Here is a 14485-nt window from a genome sequence, read left to right on the forward strand (position 1 = left end):
GATGGCCGCCCAGCTGTTGACCATCGAGGTGGACCGGCTCGACTCCGGCCGGGCCCGGCTACGGCTGTCCGGCGAACTCGACTTCGACACCGCCCCGGAGCTGGTCGCCGCCACGGCCGACCTGCGCCGGGACGGCTACCGGGAACTCCTGATCGACCTGGCGGGCGTGACGCTCTGCGACTCCTCCGGACTCAGTGCCCTCGTGGTGGCGCACCGCGGCGACGCCGCGGTGGTCCGGCTCACCGGCGTGGGCCCGCAGCTGGCGTCGCTGCTCAACCGCACCGGCCTGACCGAGCTGCTCGGGGTGGAGCGCCCGGCCGACGGCGGGATGCGCGCCGTCGGCTGAGGCGGGCCACCCGTCGCTCGACCCGAGCGGGGGGATGGCCCCCGACCCTGGGACCAGGGGTCGGGGGCCGGAGGATGGTTCAGGGCGTGGCCACCGGCTGTAGTCGTGGCCCGGTGCTGCCACGGCGGGGCGCCGCGGGTGGCTCCGCGTCGTCCGGTGGTCCGGAATCGGGCGTCTGAAAGAGATAGCGGACAAACTCCCCACCCGCCTCGTTGTCGTCCGCTCCCGGCCACTGCCCGATGCAGTCCACCCCGACCACCTCGCGTCCGGTGCCGTCGGCCTCCTCCAGCAACGCCCAGAGGCTCACCGGGTAGCAGCGGGTGTCCTCGGGCGAGAGCCGCCAGCGGGCGTACCAGCCCGGACGGGCGGGCACGATCTCGACGATCCTCTTCATGACGACCTTCCCTTCCGCGTACCTCGGAAGTTTCCCGGTCCGCCCCGATCGTCGGCGCCGCCCGGGTGAGCGTCCCTCACCCCGGCCGGATGAAGCTGCCGGCGGCCGGCCCGGCGCCGCTGCCCGACCCGGAGCGTCCGTTTCGGCCGCGGCGACGGCGGGAAGGCGGCCCGACGGAAGCGAGGGAACACCAGCGGAAGCGAGGTGTCACCATGCGCAAGCAGATGGAGGGCGACAACCAACGCCGCCGGGCCCTGGCCCGGCAGGCCCGCGAGCGCGGGATGCAGGCCAGCGAGGTCGGCGCCAGCCTGAGCGCCACCAAGCAGCTCACCAAGCTCGACCGGGGCAAGCGCCTCGGCCCGCAGCCGGCGGGCAGCCGGCACAAGCCGGACAGCACCCGGGGCGGCCCGGCGCCGCCGCCGGCGGGCATCCCGGAGAACCCCCGGCCCCGCCCGGAACCCGGCGCCGGTACGCCGGCGGAGACCACCGTCGGCTACCGCCGGCTGGTCGAGGACGTCGCCCGCCGTACCGGGGCGGACTTCCGTACCGCCAAGATCGGCGCCGAGGCGACCGTGCTGGTCCTGGCCTGGGCGTTGGGCGAGGCGGAACGACAGCGGCTGCTGACCGCGGTGCCGCCGAAGCTGCACGACGTCGTCCCGGTCGACGGCATCCAGCGGCACCAGGACCTGTCCGGCTTCCTGGCCGAGGTGGGCCGGATCAGCGGGAACACCCCGGAGCACGCGCGCTACCAGGCGGAGGCGACCATGGCGGCGCTGCGCGACCAGGACGGTGAGCTGGTCGCGTCACTGCACGTGCCGGAGGGTCTGCGGGACCTGCTGGCCCCGCCGGAGCCCGGCGGCGGTGTGGTGGGCGCCAGCACCAGCACCCCGACGCTCGGCGACGCCGAGATCCGCGAGGCGCTGGGCGACCTGCCGTACTGGTCGGGTGACACCAACTCGCTGTCGCGCACCATCGCCCTGCCGCCGGACAACCTGGAGCGGGTGCTGGCCCGGCTGGACCAGCTCCGGGAGGAGACCGGACGCGGGCCGCGGATCGGCCGGGTGGACCAGACCACCGCCGTGGTGACGGTCCGCTCCCGGCAGGCCCGCGCGGTGACGGCGCGGGACGTCGACCTCGCGCACGCCGTCGACGCCGCGATCGACGAGGCGGGCGCCGGGCTGAACAGCGGCTGACCCGCCCCGCGGGCCGACGGGCCCGGGTGGCGCGCCGGCGTCCCGCGCCGGCCGGGCCCGCAGCGCCGGCCCGCCCGCCACGCCGGGCGCGGGGGTCGGCTAGCGTGCCCGCCATGGACCGCGCCGCCGACCGGTTGGAGCTGGTCGACGACCCGGCCCGCCCCGGCGGGCGTACGCTGCTGGCCGCCGGCGTCGAGCAGTCGTACGTGGACGTCACCGACCCGCGCCACCTGCACTTCGAGTACGTGCGGCGGATGGCGGCGGTGGCGGACCTGGCGGCGCCGGCCGGCCGCCCGCTGGACGTGCTGCACCTCGGGGGCGGGGCGCTGACCCTCCCCCGCTACCTGGCCGCCACCCGGCCCGGCTCGGCGCAGCTGGTGGTCGAGCGCGATCCGGCGGTGGTCCAGCTGGTGGCCCGGGAGCTGCCGGCGCTCCCGCCGCAGGTGCGCACCGAGGTCGCCGACGCCCGGGACGCGCTGGCCGCCGCCCCGACCGGGCGGTACGACCTGGTGCTGGCGGACATCTACCGGGCGGCCCGGATGCCCGGGCACGTGACCACCGTCGAGTTCGCCGCCGAGGCGGCCCGGGTGCTGCGCCCCGAGGGCATCTACCTGGTCAACGTGACCGACCTGCCGCCGCTGGTCTTCGCCCGGGTCCAGGCGGCCACGCTGCGCGCCGCCTTCGCCGACGTGTGCCTGGTGGCCGACCGGCGGATGCTGCGCGGCCGGCGCTACGGCAACCTGGTGCTGGCCGCCGCCCGGCGACCCGGCCGGCTGCCGGTGGGCCGGCTGGCGGTGCTCGCGCTCCGGGACCGGGTGCCCGGCGGCGTGCTGCACGGCCCGGCGCTGGACGCGTTCGTGGCCGGCGCCCGCCCGGCCACCGACGCCGCCCTCCGCTGAGGCGCGCAGCGCGCCCGCACGCCACCGACGCCGGCTTGCTCCGCCCTGCTGCCGTCGGGCGGCGAGGCGCTCAGCGGGCCCGGACGGCCACCTCGGGCGAGGAGCTCTCCAGCGGCACCGCGTTGGCCGGGACCAGGCCGAGCTGCACCCCCGGCCGGGGCAGCGTCGCGTCGAGCACCCAGTCGGCGCCCACCCGCGCCCGGTTGCCGGGCATGGCCAGCAGGTGGTAGCCGCGGGTGACCGCCTTCGCCGGCAGTCCGGCCAGGTTCAGCTTCAGCGGGTTCGCCGCCGCGTCCCGGCCGCCCAGGTCGACCACCCAGCCCAGGTCGTGGTGCCGGTACGGCCGGCGGCGCCCCTGTCCGTACGAGGCGGCGATGTTGTGCGCGGCCAGCTTGCCCTGCCGCTGGGCGTGCTGTGCGGTCATCGTGCAGATCTGCCCGGGGTGGGTCAGGTCGGGCACCGCGGCGGCGTCGCCGCAGGCGTACACCTCGGGGAAGCCGGGGACGGTGAGGTACTCGTCGACGACCAGCCGGCCCCGCTCGGTGCGCAGGCCCAGCTCGGCCACGAACGGGTCGGGGCGCACCCCGACGCACCAGACCAGCGTGCAGGTTGGCACGTAGTCGCCGTCGGTGAGCTTGACCCCGTCGGCGGTCGCCTCGGCGACCGAGGTGCCCATCCGCACGTCCACGCCCCGGCGCTCGAGCACCCGGTGGGCGGTGTCCGACATCCGCTTGTCCAGCTCGGGCAGCACCCGGGGGGCGATGTCGAGCAGCTGCCACCGGGGGCGGATCTTCAGCCGTGGTCGCTGGGCCATCAGCGCGTCGGTGAAGAGCTGGCCGTGTGCGGCCACCTCGGTGCCGGTGTAGCCGGCGCCGACCACCACGAAGGTGGACCGGGCCCGCTGCTCGGCCGGGTCCTCGGCCTGCTCGGCCAGTTCGATCTGACGGACCACGTGGTCGTGCAGGTAGAGCGCCTCGGGCAGGCCGCGGAAGCCGTGCGCGTACTCGGTCACCCCGGGGATGGGCAGCAGCTTGTTGACGCTGCCCACGGCGAGCACCAGCCGGTCGTACGCCAGCCGGTTGCGGTCCCCCTCCGGCTGGGTGAACCCGACCCAGCGGTTCTGCAGGTCGACGTGGTCGGCCTCGCCGATGACCACCCGCACCCCGTCCAGCGTGCCGGCCAGCGGCACGGCGATCCGGGTCGGCTCCACCACCCCGGCGGCCACCTCGGGCAGCAGCGGCAGGTAGAGGAAGTAGTCGGTGGAGTTCAGCACCACGATCTCGGCCTTGTTCCGGGCCAGCCGGCTCAAGGTCTTCGCCGCGTGGTAACCGGCGAACCCGGCCCCCACGATCACCACACGAGGTTTCGTCATTGCGGCCCCGTTCCCACCGACTGGAGGGACAAACGTGGCCTCAACCGGAAAGCCGGACGTACCCGGCGTCGCCCACCGCCTCCACGTCCCAGGAGTGGTCGAAGGCCCGGATCCGGTCCACCCTGATCCGGCCGATCTCGGCCGGGATGTGCGGATCGAGGGTCAGCCGCCCGTCCACCGGCTCGAGTCCGAGCATGGCCCGGACGAAGGCCAGCGGGGCGCCGGTGGCCCACGCCTGCGGGCTGCACGCCGTCGGGTACGGCACCGGGAAGATCAGCCGGTCCCGGGGAAAGCCGCTCATCGCCTCGGGCAGCCGGTGGCCGAACTGCTCGGCGGCCTCCAGCAGCGCCAGGCTGATCCGGTTCGCCTCGTCCCGGTAGCCGTAGCGGGCCAGGCCGAGCACGGCCAGCGAGTTGTCGTGCGGCCAGACGGTGCCCAGGTGGTAGCCGAGCGCGTTGTAGAGCCGCTCGCGGCGGGACATGGTCCGGATACCCCAGCCGGAGAACATGTCGTCCGACATCAACTGCCGCACCACCGCCGCCGCCCGCTCCGCCGGCACGATCCCGCTCCACAGCAGGTGGCCCAGGTTGGAGGTCATCGCGTCGACCCGGTTCTTGTCGCCGTCCAGGGCGACCGCGTAGTAACCGCCCCGCTCCTCGATCCAGTAGTCCCGGTTGAACCGGTCGAACAGCCCGGCCGCGTCCGCGCGCAGCCGCTGCGCCAGCGCGGGGTCGGCCAGCGGCCCGTCGGCCAGCTCGGCCAGCCGCAGCTTCGCGTCGTAGGTGTAGCCCTGCAGGTCGGAGGTGGCCAGCGGCAGCACCGGGATCCGGCCGTCGGCGAAGCAGACCCCGTCCGGCGAGTCCCGCCAGCACTGGTTGCCGAGCCCCTCCGGCGAGCGGGTGGCGTACTCGACGTAGCCGTCGCCGTCCCGGTCGCCGTAGTCGTCGATCCAGTGCAGCGCGGCGATCGCGTTGTCCCGCAGCAACCGGACGGTCTCGTCGTCGCGGCTCCACCGCCAGTACTCCGACAGCAGGATCAGCCACAGCTGGGTGGCGTCCGCGGTGCCGTAGTTGGGCGTGTACGGCTTCACCCCGGTCCGGGTCAGCTCGCCACTGCGTACCTCGTGCAGGATCTTGCCGGGCTCCTCGTCGGTGAAGTCGTCACAGCGCCGCCCCTGCAAGCGGGCCAGCGCGAGCAGCGCCCCCTTGGCCAGCATCGGCCCGGCCCCCAGCGTCTGGTACGCGGTGATCAGGGTGTCCCGGCCGAAGACGGTGAGGAACCAGGGCAGGCCCGCCCCGGGCAACACGATCCGCTGCCCCCTGACCTCGAGTTCCAGCCGCAGCGCGGCGAGGTCGTCGCGCGACTTGCGCACGGTCTGCGTCAGAGCCTCGTTGTCGCTGGTCAGCAGCGCCCGGTTGGTGGTCCACCGGCGCACCGGGTCCTCGGCGCGCTGGTGGACCACGTCGGCGATGTCGCCGCGGACCGGCTCCACCACCCCCATCCCCGGCGGCAGCGGCACGTGCAGGTCCACCTCCCACTCCTGGCGTGGGGACAGCTCGATCCGCCAGACCAGCTCGTCGCCCTCGATCCGGGCGACCGGCATCGAGCTGCGCACCCGGGTCTCGGCGGCGAACCCGTCCACCGCGTACGAGAAGCACAGCTCGGAGCGGTCCGGCTGGTGGTCGCGGACGATCTGCGCCGAGCGGTCCCGCACGCCCGACTTCACCTCGAACAGGTCGGCGAAGTCGGCGGTCACCGCCAGGCGCAGCTCGAACCGGACCGGCTCCGGCCGGAACGACACGATGGTCACCCGCTCGTGGAAGCCGTCGCCCACGTAGCGCAGCCGGCGCAGGCCCAGGCTGTTGAGGGGCAGACCGGGCAGGTCCGGGTTGGTCAGCACGTACTGGGCCGAGTAGTGCTGGAGCGTCTGCGAGCGCAACGCCAGCAGGCGGCTCCCGTTGACCGACAGCACCCACCCGCAGACCAGCCGGGTGTCCAGGTGCACCAGGCCGCCGATGCTGCCCGGCGGCACGTCCCCGCACCGGTCGGCGTACATGAAGGTCGGGCCGCTGAGCACGGCGAGCGAGTCCGGGCCGAGCTCGGGCGGCAGGGCCCGCTGGTCACCGCCCTCCCAGGCGGTGGCGACCAGGCCGGGGGTCGGATCCGCGGGCGTGGCACGCACGGCAGCCATACGTCTCACCGTAGGAACGCCGATCACCGTCCGTCATCACCCGCTCCGGGTGAAAACCGGCAGCACATCCACGATCGACGATATGGACAAACACCACCGTCGATGGCGAGGATGCGGTGATGGGATCTCATGACACCGCCGGCGACCGACCCACGAGGTCCACCCGGCGCACCTTCCTGTCCGCCTCCGCCGCCGCCACCGCCGCCACCGTCGCCGTTCCCCTGCTGGCCGAGCCGGCCGCCGCACACGACGCCCCGCCGGACGGGCCCGGCCGCCCGGTCCGGCCGCAGCCCCCCGACCGGGAGCTGCGTGACCTGCTGCGGCAGGTCGACCAGCGGCGGATCGAGGCGATCGTCCGCCGGCTGGCGGCGTTCGGCACCCGGCACACCCTCTCCAGCCAGGACGACCCGGAGCGCGGCATCGGCGCCGCCCGGGACTGGATCCACGACCGGATGCGCGAGTACGCCGCCGCCTCCGGCGGCCGGATGACCGTCGAACTCCAGTCGTACGTGCAGCAGCCGGCCGCCCGGATCCCGGTGCCCACGACGATCACCAACGTGGTGGCGACGCTGCGCGGGGAGACGTCGCCGAACCGGACGTACGTGATCACCGGGCACTACGACTCCCGGGCCAGCGACGTGATGGACGCGGTCAGCGACGCCCCGGGCGCCGACGACGACGCGTCCGGGGTGGCCGTGGTGATGGAACTGGCCCGGCTGATGGCCACCCGGCGCACCGCCGCCACCATCGTCTTCGCCGCCGTGGCCGGCGAGGAGCAGGGGCTGTACGGCTCGGCGTACCTGGCCGGGCAGCTCAAGGCGGCCGGCGCGGACGTGCAGGGCATGTTCAGCAACGACATCGTGGGCAGCAGCACCGCCGACGACGGCACCCGCGACCCGCGCAGCGTGCGGCTCTTCGCCGAGGGGGTGCCGACGGCGGAGACGCCCGCCGAGGCGGCCACCCGGCAGTCCGTCGGTGGCGAGAACGACTCGTCGTCGCGGCAACTGGCCCGGTTCGTCGCCGACACCGCCGAGAACTCGGCCACCGGCATGCGGGTCCGGGTGATCTACCGGCGGGACCGCTACCTGCGCGGCAGCGACCACATCTCGTTCCTGCGCGAGGGCTGGCCGGCGGGCCGGTTCACCGAGCCGAACGAGGACTTCGCCCACCAGCACCAGGACGTCCGGGTGGTCGACGGCAAGCAGTTCGGCGACCTGCCGGAGTTCTGCGACTTCGCGTACATCACCCGGGTGGCCCGGGTCAACGGCGCCGCGCTCTGGTCGCTGGCCCGCGCCCCCGGCACCCCGAAGGGCGCGGTCATCGTCACCAGCAACCTCACCAACGACACCACCCTGCGCTGGCAGCGCGGCACCGAGCCGGACCTGGCCGGCTACGAGGTGCTGTGGCGGGAGACCACCGCGGCGGAGTGGCAGCGGGTGATCCCGGTCGGCGACGTCACCGAGGTGACCATCGACCTGTCCAAGGACAACGTCTTCTTCGGCGTGCGGGCGGTGGGCCGCGACGGGCACCGCAGCCCGGTGGCGTTCCCCCGGCCGGGCAGCTGAGCTTCCCGCCGGGCGGCTGAGCGGTTCACCCGGATCGGGTGGGGTCCGCTCACCCGGGGACGGCGGAGCATGGTCGTCGGTCCGATCTGAGCGCACGACGGAGGCAACCTGATGAGCACGCCGATGTCCAACGACCAGCGGCAGCCGATCTACCTGCGGCAGAGCGGGCGCAAGCAGCTCACCCCGCGGCAGCGGCGGCGGGTGGAGCACAAGCAGGGGCGCATCGAGCGGCTGGGCATGCTGCGCACCGACGCGCGGCGACCCGGGCGCTGAGTCGCCCGCCGGTGCCGGCCGCCCCGCCACGGGCGGCCGGCACCGCGCTATCCGGCCGCCGGAGCGGTGATCGCCCAGCGCTCGTGGTCCCGCCAGGCCCCGTCGATGTAGAGGTACTCCGGCGAGTAGCCCTCCAACCGGAAGCCCAGCTTGCGGGCCACCCGGCGGGACGGCTCGTTGCCCGGTTGGATGTTCGCCTCCAGCCGGTGCAGGCCCAGCACGGTGAAGGCGTGCTCGATCACCAGGCCGATGCCGGCCGAGGCGTGCCCGGTGCCGCTGTACGGCAGGAACGCGGCGTAGCCGAGGTAGCCGCCGCGCAACGCGCCGAGCAGGATGCCGCTGATGTTCACGTACCCGGCGATCGCCCCGCTGGCCCGGTCGCAGATCAGGTAGCCGGCGTGGTCCCGGCGGCGGATCTTCGCGAGGTACGCGGCGTACGCCGCCGGGTCGGCGGGCGCGGCGAGCCAGGGGTGGTGCAGCTCGCGGCTGCGCCGCGCGGCCGCGATGAACTCGGCCTCGTCGCCGGGGCGGGGTCGGCGGATGCCGGCCGGGCCGGCGGTGCGCAGATATCTCACGGCGGACAACTGTGGCCCCCGCTCCGGTCGGCGTCCAGCGGGTTACCCGGATCGGCGTCCGGGTGTGCCCGGCGTCACCGGCGCGGCCGTCGCCGGCGCGCCGGTCAGGCTCGGCGCTCGACGGTGTAGTGGATGGTCTGGGCGACGATCCAGCCCTGCTCGATCACGAACGAGTCCGCCCCGTCGCGGACCCGGGCGCCGTCCGCCTCCGCCGTCCACTCCAGGAACGCCACCCGCCCCTCCACCAGCCGGTTGGTATACGTGTACCGGCCGCCGGGCAGCTCCTCCTCCAGCAGCCGGGCCAGCTCGCGGACCCCGGCGTGGCCGCGGAACACGCCGCGGCGCTCCAGCACGACCACGTCCGGCGCGGCGTTGCGCTCCAGATCCTCGGCGAACCGGTGTTCGGCGGCCAGGCGCAGGTGGTCGTCGAAGACCTCCCGCGCCGACCGGGCGCGCAGTTCCGCCGTCATGACCGCTCCCTCCGCCGACCTGGCCCGCCGCCCCGATCGTCACCCACCCACCCCCACCCGCACCGCCCAATCCCGCATCCCCGCCCCGACCCCGGCGGGGCGGCCGGTCAGAGCGGGCCGGGGTGCGGCTGGTCGAGCGGCATCGGCACCTGGAGGTAGGTGCTGCCGCGCAGGTCCAGCCAGGCCCGGTCGGGCGAGCGGACCAGGCGCAGCATCACCCCGGAGCAGTTCGGGCAGCGCCCGACCAGACCGGGGGCGTGCGAGTAGACCCGCAGCCCGGCCATCGGGCCGAGCATGCCGCAGTTCTCGCAGCGGCCGCTGGCGGTGCTCAGGTCGACGGCGAACAGCTCGCGCAGCGGGCCGTCGAGCATGTTGCCGTCCAGGTAGGACATGTCGGTCATGGTGCCTCCTCGACGCTCAGCCGGTGGGGCCGAACCGTTCGGTCTTCACCCGCCGGCTCTGGTGCCCCAGCCCGACCAGCAGGTCCGCCACCGTCTCCACGAACCCGGTGGGGCCGCAGACGTAGCAGAGTGGTTCCAGGTCCGGCGGCCAGCCGTGGCTGTTCACGTCGGCCAGCCCGATCCGGTGCGGCTCACCCCGCCATCCTGGCGGCGTCTGCCGGGTGTAGACGTACGCCACGTCGAGGCCGAAGTCGTCCCGGGCCCGGCGGCGCAGCTCGTCGGCGTAGATCACGTCGTCCGGGGTGCGCACCGAGTAGAGCAGCCGGAACGGCGCCCGGTTGCCGGCCGCCCGGCGGGCCCGGATCATCGCCATCAGCGGCACCACGCCCGACCCGCCGCCGACCAGCAGCACCGGGGCGGTCTCCTCCGGCCGCCAGACGAACCAGCCGCCGACCGGGCCGCGCACCTCGACCGGGTCACCCTCGGCGTACGTGTCGATCAGGTACGGCGACACCTCGCCGTCCGGCACCCGCTGGACGGTCACCTCGATCCGTGGGCCACCGGTGCCGTCCACCACCGGCCCGGCCACCGAGTACGACCGCGCCGCCTGGTAGCCGTCCTCGGCGGTGAGCCGGAGGTCGACGTGCTGCCCGGGCACGTGCCCCGGCCAGTCCGGCACCTCCAGCACCAGGGTATGCGCGCTCGGCGTCTCGACCCGGCGCTCCACGAGCCGGGCCACCCGCCACCGCAGCGGCGCTGTCAATCGCCCTGGTACCGCTGCTCACGCCACGGATCCCCGTAGTCGTGGTAGCCGGCGGTCTCCCAGAATCCGGGCTCGTCGGTGGGGGTCAGCCGGATGCCGCGCACCCACTTGGCCGACTTCCAGAAGTACAGGTGCGGCACCAGCAGCCGGGCCGGCCCGCCGTGTTCGGCGGGCAGCGGGGCGCCCTCGAAGGTGTGCGCCACCCAGGCCCGCCCGCCGCGCAGGTCGTCCAGCGGCAGGTTGGTGGTGTAGCCGCCGTACGAGTGGGCCTGTACGTAGTGCGCGCCGGTGTCGACGCCGTCGAGCAGGGTGTCCAGCGAGACGCCCTGCCAGGTGGTGTCCCGCTTGGACCAGCGGGTCACGCAGTGGATGTCCACCGTCGGTGTCTCCTGGGGCAGCGCCATCAGCTCGTCCCAGCTCCACCGGTACTCGGCGCCGGTCTCGGTGGTGATGACGAACTCCCAGGTGTCCAGCGGCACCTTCGGGGTCGGGCCGGCGGAGAGCACCGGGAAGTCCTGGGTCAGGTACTGCCCCGGCGGCAGGGCCGGCTCCGCGGAGCGGGGCCGGCCCTGGAAGCCTGGTGACACGATTCCCACCCGTCAGTCGTACCACCCCCGGTCGGGCCGCCGGGGGCGGTCGGGCGGAGCCGACCGGGCCGGGTGACCCGCTCAGCGCCGCTCGGCGACGACCTCCCGCTCCCCGGCCACGGTGCGGGTGGCCCGCAGGCTGGTGATGGTGACCACCACCAGCACCGCGATGATCACGCCGAGCGAGGCCAGGGTGGGGATCTCCGGCACGCCCTTCCAGATGCCGTGCGCCCAGTGCAGGGCGAGCTTGACGCCGATGAAGGCCAGGATGACGGCCAGGCCGTAGGTGAGGTGGACCAGCCGGCTCAGCGCGGCGTGCAGCACGAAGTAGAGCGCCCGCAGGCCGAGCAGGGCGAACGCGTTGGTCGCGAAGACCAGGTACGGGTCCTCGGTGATGCCGTAGACGGCCGGCACCGAGTCGACGGCGAAGACCACGTCGGTGGCGAGCACCGCGACCACCACGAGGGCGAGCGGGGTCAGCGTCCGCCGGCCGTGCTCCCGGATGGTCATCCGGGTGCCGTGGTAGTCGTCGGTCACCGGCATGAACCGGCGCAGCAGCCGCACCGAGCGCATCTTGTTGATGTCCACCTCCTGCTGGTGGCCGGAGACGGCGTCGCGCAGCAGCTTGATCGCGGTGACGATCAGGATCGCGGCGAAGAGCAGGAAGGCGAAGTCGAGGGTCTGCAGGGCGGCGGCGCCGAGCGCGATGAAGATCGCCCGGAGCACCAGCGCGCCGGCGATGCCGTAGAGCAGGACCCGCTGGGCGAGGACCGCGGGCACCGCGAACGCGGCCAGCAGCAGCATGAAGACGAAGAGGTTGTCGACCGAGAGCGACTTCTCCACCAGGTAACCGGTGAGGTAGTCGATGCCCTGCTGGGAGCCGTAGCGGCCCCAGACCCAGACGCCGAAGGCGAGCGGGAGGGCGATGTAGAAGGCCGACCAGCCCAGTGCCTCGCGCAGCGACACCTCGTGCGGGCGGCGGGTGACGAGGAAGTCCAGCACCAGCAGCGCGAGCACGCCGACGATCGTGACGCCCCACAGCGTCGGGGTGCCGACCGACTGGATCTCAGCCGCAGCAAGGTATGACGAACCGGACATGGAGCCTCCTCGAACACCGTGACATGTTCGAGGTCTCCTTCACCCACCTTTCGTGGGCAACCACCCGAGGCGCGCTCCGGGGCCCGCCGTACTGACCGGAATGGTTCGTGGGAAGTACTCCCCTCGTGGCGACAAGGTTAGGCCAGGCTGATTCCGCGCGCCAAGCGGCACCCCGGTGGGCGGGATCAGCGGGCGGTGATCGCGGCCAGGACCCGGTCGACGGCCAGGTCGGCCATGCAGGCCGGACCGGCCGGGTCCAGCGGGCAGCGCGCCGCCCACCAGCAGGGCTGTTCGGTGATCGCGGTGGGCCGACGGTGCTCGCACCCGGGCAGTCCCTGCAGGTCGATCCCGCCGATGCCGTACCGCCGGGCGTCGGTGGGGCCGAAGAGGGCGACCGTGGCCGCGCCCGCGGCGGCGGCGAGCCGCACCGGCCCGGTGTCCGGGCCGACCACCACGCCGCCCCGGCGGGCGACGGCGGCGAACTGCCCGGCCAGGGTGGGCAGGTCGGCGCGGGGCAGCGGAACGCCGAGCGGGTCCTCGGCGGGCACCGGCCCGACGGTCAGCACCGGGTGCCCGCGCCGGGCCAGCTGGTCGGACAGCCGCCGCCAGTGCGGGTCCGGCCAGCGCTTCACCGCCATGCCCGCGTCGGTGACCAGCACCACCGGCGGCGCCGGCGGGTCACCGACCAGCCGGTCGACGACCCGCTCCCCGGCCGCGCGGGCGGCGCCGGGGACGTGCACCCGGGGCCGGGCGGCCCGGTCCGCCGCGTCCAGCAGCCCCTCGGCGTGCAGGATCTCCAGGTAGCGCTCGCCGACCGGCTGGTCCGGCGGGGGTTGGCGCCACAGGTTGGTCACCGCACGGGTCGCCGCCGCCGACAGCAGCTCCGGGATGCCGTCGTAACGGGTGGTGCTGACCGCCAGGTCGGGGCGGCGCTCGGCGAGCGCCGCGACCACCGCCTCCCGCTCCGCTCCCGGCCGGCCGTGCCGTGGCGTACACACCTCGGTGACCGCCGGGTCGGCGCGCACCAGGTCCGCCCCCGGCTCGTGGGTGAGCAGCCGGATCCGGGCGCCCGGGTGGCGGCGGGCCAGCCCGTGCACCGCCGGCAGCAACATCACCAGGTCGCCGATCCCGCCGAGCAGGTCGACCACCAGGATGTCCGGCCCCCGGTCAGGCACCGGCGCCCGCCAGGGTCCGCCGGTAGAGGTCGCGGTGCGCGGCGGCCACCCGCGGCCAGGAGTACGCGGCGGCGAAGGCCCGGCCGCGCTCGGCGAGCCGCCGGCGCAGCACCGGGTCGGCGAGCAGCTTGCCGACCGTACGGGCGACGGCGGCGGCGTCCCGGCGCTCCCGGATGACCGCCACGGCGCCGCTGCGCCCGAGTTCGCCGTCGCCGGATTCGGGCAGGGTCACCGCGGTCGGCAGGCCGTGGGCGAGCGCGGCCAGCAGCGCCCCGCTCTTCGTGCTCACGCCGGCGGTGAACGGCAGCACCGCCACGTCGGCGGCGTGCAGGGCGGCGGAGACCCGCTCGGCGGGCAGGTGGCCGGTGAAGGTGACCGCGTCGGCGACGCCGTGCCTCCCGGCGAGGGCGGTCAGTTCCGCCCGGAACGCGCGCGCCTCGGGCTCGGGCAGTGCCTGGGCGGTGAACCCGCCCACCACCAGCAGTCGCAGGTCGGGGTGGTCGCGGCGGAGCGCGGGCAACGCCTCGATCAGGTAGCGCACGCCCTTGACCGGGTGCACGAAGCCGAAGAACACCAGCACCGGCGTACCCTCGGGCAGGCCCAGCTCCGCGCGCAGCCGGTGCCCGGCGGTGGGTGCGCCCACCTGGTCGGCGACGTTCGGGGCGAGCGGGATCTGCGCGGCGTCGCGCCCGGTGCGGGCCCGCAGCACCGCGGCGTGACCGGGGTTGGTGACGATCACCGCGGCGCTGGCCGGCACCAGCCGGCCCGACTCCCGGTCCCAGCGGCGGGTCCGCTCCACCGCCGACCAGAGGCGGGCGGGCAGCCAGCCGGGCCAGGCCCACGAGCCGTACTCGTGCAGGGTGGTGACCAGCGGAACGGTCCGGGGCAGCCGCAGTGGCAGCAGCCCGGGTTGCCCGGAGAAGCGGTACGCCGCCGGCGCGAACTGCACGTGCACCAGGTCCGGGGCCAGCCGGCGGACCGCGCGGGCGGCCCGGGTGGTGGCGCTCGCCCAGCCGTCGCCGTCCGGCCGCACCGGCACGCCGGTGGCCTCGACCCCGACGTCGGGCAGCGCGGCCAGCAGGTGCCGCACGTAGTCGCTCACCCCGTCGTGTTCCGGTGACCCCGGGCCGTGCAGCATGGCCACCCTGATCCGGTCGTCGACCACGCCGCCTCCCCGCCTGCG

The 14485-nt window shown here is 74.9% G+C and carries 16 protein-coding genes; 5 read left to right on the forward strand and 11 right to left on the reverse strand.

Translation table 11 applies throughout. The annotated features are described in order from the left end of the window. Window position 1 precedes the first annotated feature (1 nt). On the forward strand, window positions 2-346 hold the full coding sequence (locus Q3W71_RS24745; protein ID WP_302921846.1) for an STAS domain-containing protein: 345 nt from the start codon (window positions 2-4) through the stop codon (window positions 344-346). 79 nt (window positions 347-425) lie between these two features. Here the strand turns inward: Q3W71_RS24745 and Q3W71_RS24750 are convergent, their stop codons facing one another. Continuing rightward, on the reverse strand, window positions 426-740 hold the full coding sequence (locus tag Q3W71_RS24750) for a hypothetical protein (RefSeq protein ID WP_302921847.1): 315 nt from the start codon (window positions 738-740) through the stop codon (window positions 426-428). 212 nt (window positions 741-952) lie between these two features. On the opposite strand from Q3W71_RS24750, the gene Q3W71_RS24755 reads away from it, so the two are divergent. Both Q3W71_RS24755 and Q3W71_RS24760 read left to right on the forward strand, forming a co-directional pair. Next, window positions 953-1933: a DUF2267 domain-containing protein gene (locus tag Q3W71_RS24755; protein ID WP_302921848.1), complete on the forward strand. Its 981-nt coding sequence runs from the start codon at window positions 953-955 to the stop codon at window positions 1931-1933. A gap of 113 nt (window positions 1934-2046) precedes the next feature. Next, window positions 2047-2832: a spermidine synthase gene (locus tag Q3W71_RS24760; protein ID WP_302921849.1), complete on the forward strand. Its 786-nt coding sequence runs from the start codon at window positions 2047-2049 to the stop codon at window positions 2830-2832. A gap of 70 nt (window positions 2833-2902) precedes the next feature. Here Q3W71_RS24760 and Q3W71_RS24765 read toward each other — a convergent pair whose 3' ends face one another. Together Q3W71_RS24765 and Q3W71_RS24770 are read right to left on the reverse strand one after the other, a co-directional pair. After that, window positions 2903-4204 carry an NAD(P)/FAD-dependent oxidoreductase gene (locus Q3W71_RS24765; RefSeq protein ID WP_302921850.1) on the reverse strand — a complete coding sequence of 434 codons (1302 nt, stop codon included), beginning with the start codon at window positions 4202-4204 and terminating at the stop codon, window positions 2903-2905. A gap of 40 nt (window positions 4205-4244) precedes the next feature. Further along, a complete protein-coding gene (locus tag Q3W71_RS24770) occupies window positions 4245-6395 on the reverse strand; it encodes a glycogen debranching N-terminal domain-containing protein (RefSeq protein WP_302921851.1) in 2151 nt (716 codons plus the stop codon). A 119-nt stretch (window positions 6396-6514) separates the two neighbouring features. Here Q3W71_RS24770 and Q3W71_RS24775 point away from each other — a divergent pair, with 119 nt between their 5' ends. Together Q3W71_RS24775 and Q3W71_RS24780 are read left to right on the forward strand one after the other, a co-directional pair. Then, on the forward strand, window positions 6515-7960 hold the full coding sequence (locus tag Q3W71_RS24775; RefSeq protein ID WP_302921852.1) for a M20/M25/M40 family metallo-hydrolase: 1446 nt from the start codon (window positions 6515-6517) through the stop codon (window positions 7958-7960). A gap of 111 nt (window positions 7961-8071) precedes the next feature. Continuing rightward, window positions 8072-8233 carry a hypothetical protein gene (locus Q3W71_RS24780; RefSeq protein ID WP_302921853.1) on the forward strand — a complete coding sequence of 54 codons (162 nt, stop codon included), beginning with the start codon at window positions 8072-8074 and terminating at the stop codon, window positions 8231-8233. Window positions 8234-8280: 47 nt separating this feature from the next. Here the strand turns inward: Q3W71_RS24780 and Q3W71_RS24785 are convergent, their stop codons facing one another. The 8 genes from Q3W71_RS24785 to Q3W71_RS24820 all read right to left on the reverse strand — a co-directional run bounded on the left by Q3W71_RS24785 (window position 8281) and on the right by Q3W71_RS24820 (window position 14467). After that, complete coding sequence (locus tag Q3W71_RS24785) at window positions 8281-8808, reverse strand: GNAT family N-acetyltransferase (RefSeq protein ID WP_302921854.1); 528 nt, start codon at window positions 8806-8808, stop codon at window positions 8281-8283. Between the two features lie 104 nt (window positions 8809-8912). Beyond that, on the reverse strand, window positions 8913-9278 hold the full coding sequence (locus Q3W71_RS24790) for a nuclear transport factor 2 family protein (protein WP_302921855.1): 366 nt from the start codon (window positions 9276-9278) through the stop codon (window positions 8913-8915). 107 nt (window positions 9279-9385) lie between these two features. Next, window positions 9386-9679 carry a DUF6510 family protein gene (locus Q3W71_RS24795; protein ID WP_088993634.1) on the reverse strand — a complete coding sequence of 98 codons (294 nt, stop codon included), beginning with the start codon at window positions 9677-9679 and terminating at the stop codon, window positions 9386-9388. A gap of 16 nt (window positions 9680-9695) precedes the next feature. Continuing rightward, window positions 9696-10442 carry a ferredoxin reductase gene (locus tag Q3W71_RS24800; RefSeq protein WP_302921856.1) on the reverse strand — a complete coding sequence of 249 codons (747 nt, stop codon included), beginning with the start codon at window positions 10440-10442 and terminating at the stop codon, window positions 9696-9698. Further along, window positions 10439-11029, reverse strand: a complete 591-nt coding sequence (locus Q3W71_RS24805) for a sulfite oxidase-like oxidoreductase (RefSeq protein WP_302921857.1) — start codon at window positions 11027-11029, stop codon at window positions 10439-10441. Before Q3W71_RS24805 ends, Q3W71_RS24800 begins: the two co-directional genes overlap by 4 nt. Before the next feature lie 81 nt (window positions 11030-11110). Beyond that, the gene (locus Q3W71_RS24810) at window positions 11111-12127 is read right to left on the reverse strand and encodes a TerC family protein (RefSeq protein ID WP_302921858.1); all 1017 of its coding nucleotides are present in this window, start codon (window positions 12125-12127) and stop codon (window positions 11111-11113) included. Window positions 12128-12312: 185 nt separating this feature from the next. Next, a complete protein-coding gene (locus tag Q3W71_RS24815) occupies window positions 12313-13302 on the reverse strand; it encodes a glycosyltransferase family 9 protein (RefSeq protein ID WP_302921859.1) in 990 nt (329 codons plus the stop codon). Further along, a complete protein-coding gene (locus tag Q3W71_RS24820; RefSeq protein ID WP_302921860.1) occupies window positions 13295-14467 on the reverse strand; it encodes a glycosyltransferase family 4 protein in 1173 nt (390 codons plus the stop codon). Before Q3W71_RS24820 ends, Q3W71_RS24815 begins: the two co-directional genes overlap by 8 nt. Window positions 14468-14485: the final 18 nt, after the last annotated feature.

The sequence above is a fragment of the Micromonospora sp. C28SCA-DRY-2 genome (genome assembly GCF_030519475.1).
Classification (GTDB): Bacteria; Actinomycetota; Actinomycetes; order Mycobacteriales; family Micromonosporaceae; genus Micromonospora.

Excerpts from the sequence above, each read along its gene's own strand:
- Q3W71_RS24745 (WP_302921846.1), top strand. The coding sequence starts at position 2 with ATGGCCGCCCAGCTGTTGACCATCGAGGTGGACCGGCTCGACTCCGGC.
- Q3W71_RS24750 (WP_302921847.1), bottom strand. The coding sequence starts at position 740 with ATGAAGAGGATCGTCGAGATCGTGCCCGCCCGTCCGGGCTGGTACGCC.
- Q3W71_RS24755 (WP_302921848.1), top strand. The coding sequence starts at position 953 with ATGCGCAAGCAGATGGAGGGCGACAACCAACGCCGCCGGGCCCTGGCC.
- Q3W71_RS24760 (WP_302921849.1), top strand. The coding sequence starts at position 2,047 with ATGGACCGCGCCGCCGACCGGTTGGAGCTGGTCGACGACCCGGCCCGC.
- Q3W71_RS24765 (WP_302921850.1), bottom strand. The coding sequence starts at position 4,204 with ATGACGAAACCTCGTGTGGTGATCGTGGGGGCCGGGTTCGCCGGTTAC.
- Q3W71_RS24770 (WP_302921851.1), bottom strand. The coding sequence starts at position 6,395 with ATGGCTGCCGTGCGTGCCACGCCCGCGGATCCGACCCCCGGCCTGGTC.
- Q3W71_RS24775 (WP_302921852.1), top strand. The coding sequence starts at position 6,515 with ATGGGATCTCATGACACCGCCGGCGACCGACCCACGAGGTCCACCCGG.
- Q3W71_RS24780 (WP_302921853.1), top strand. The coding sequence starts at position 8,072 with ATGAGCACGCCGATGTCCAACGACCAGCGGCAGCCGATCTACCTGCGG.
- Q3W71_RS24790 (WP_302921855.1), bottom strand. The coding sequence starts at position 9,278 with ATGACGGCGGAACTGCGCGCCCGGTCGGCGCGGGAGGTCTTCGACGAC.
- Q3W71_RS24795 (WP_088993634.1), bottom strand. The coding sequence starts at position 9,679 with ATGACCGACATGTCCTACCTGGACGGCAACATGCTCGACGGCCCGCTG.
- Q3W71_RS24810 (WP_302921858.1), bottom strand. The coding sequence starts at position 12,127 with ATGTCCGGTTCGTCATACCTTGCTGCGGCTGAGATCCAGTCGGTCGGC.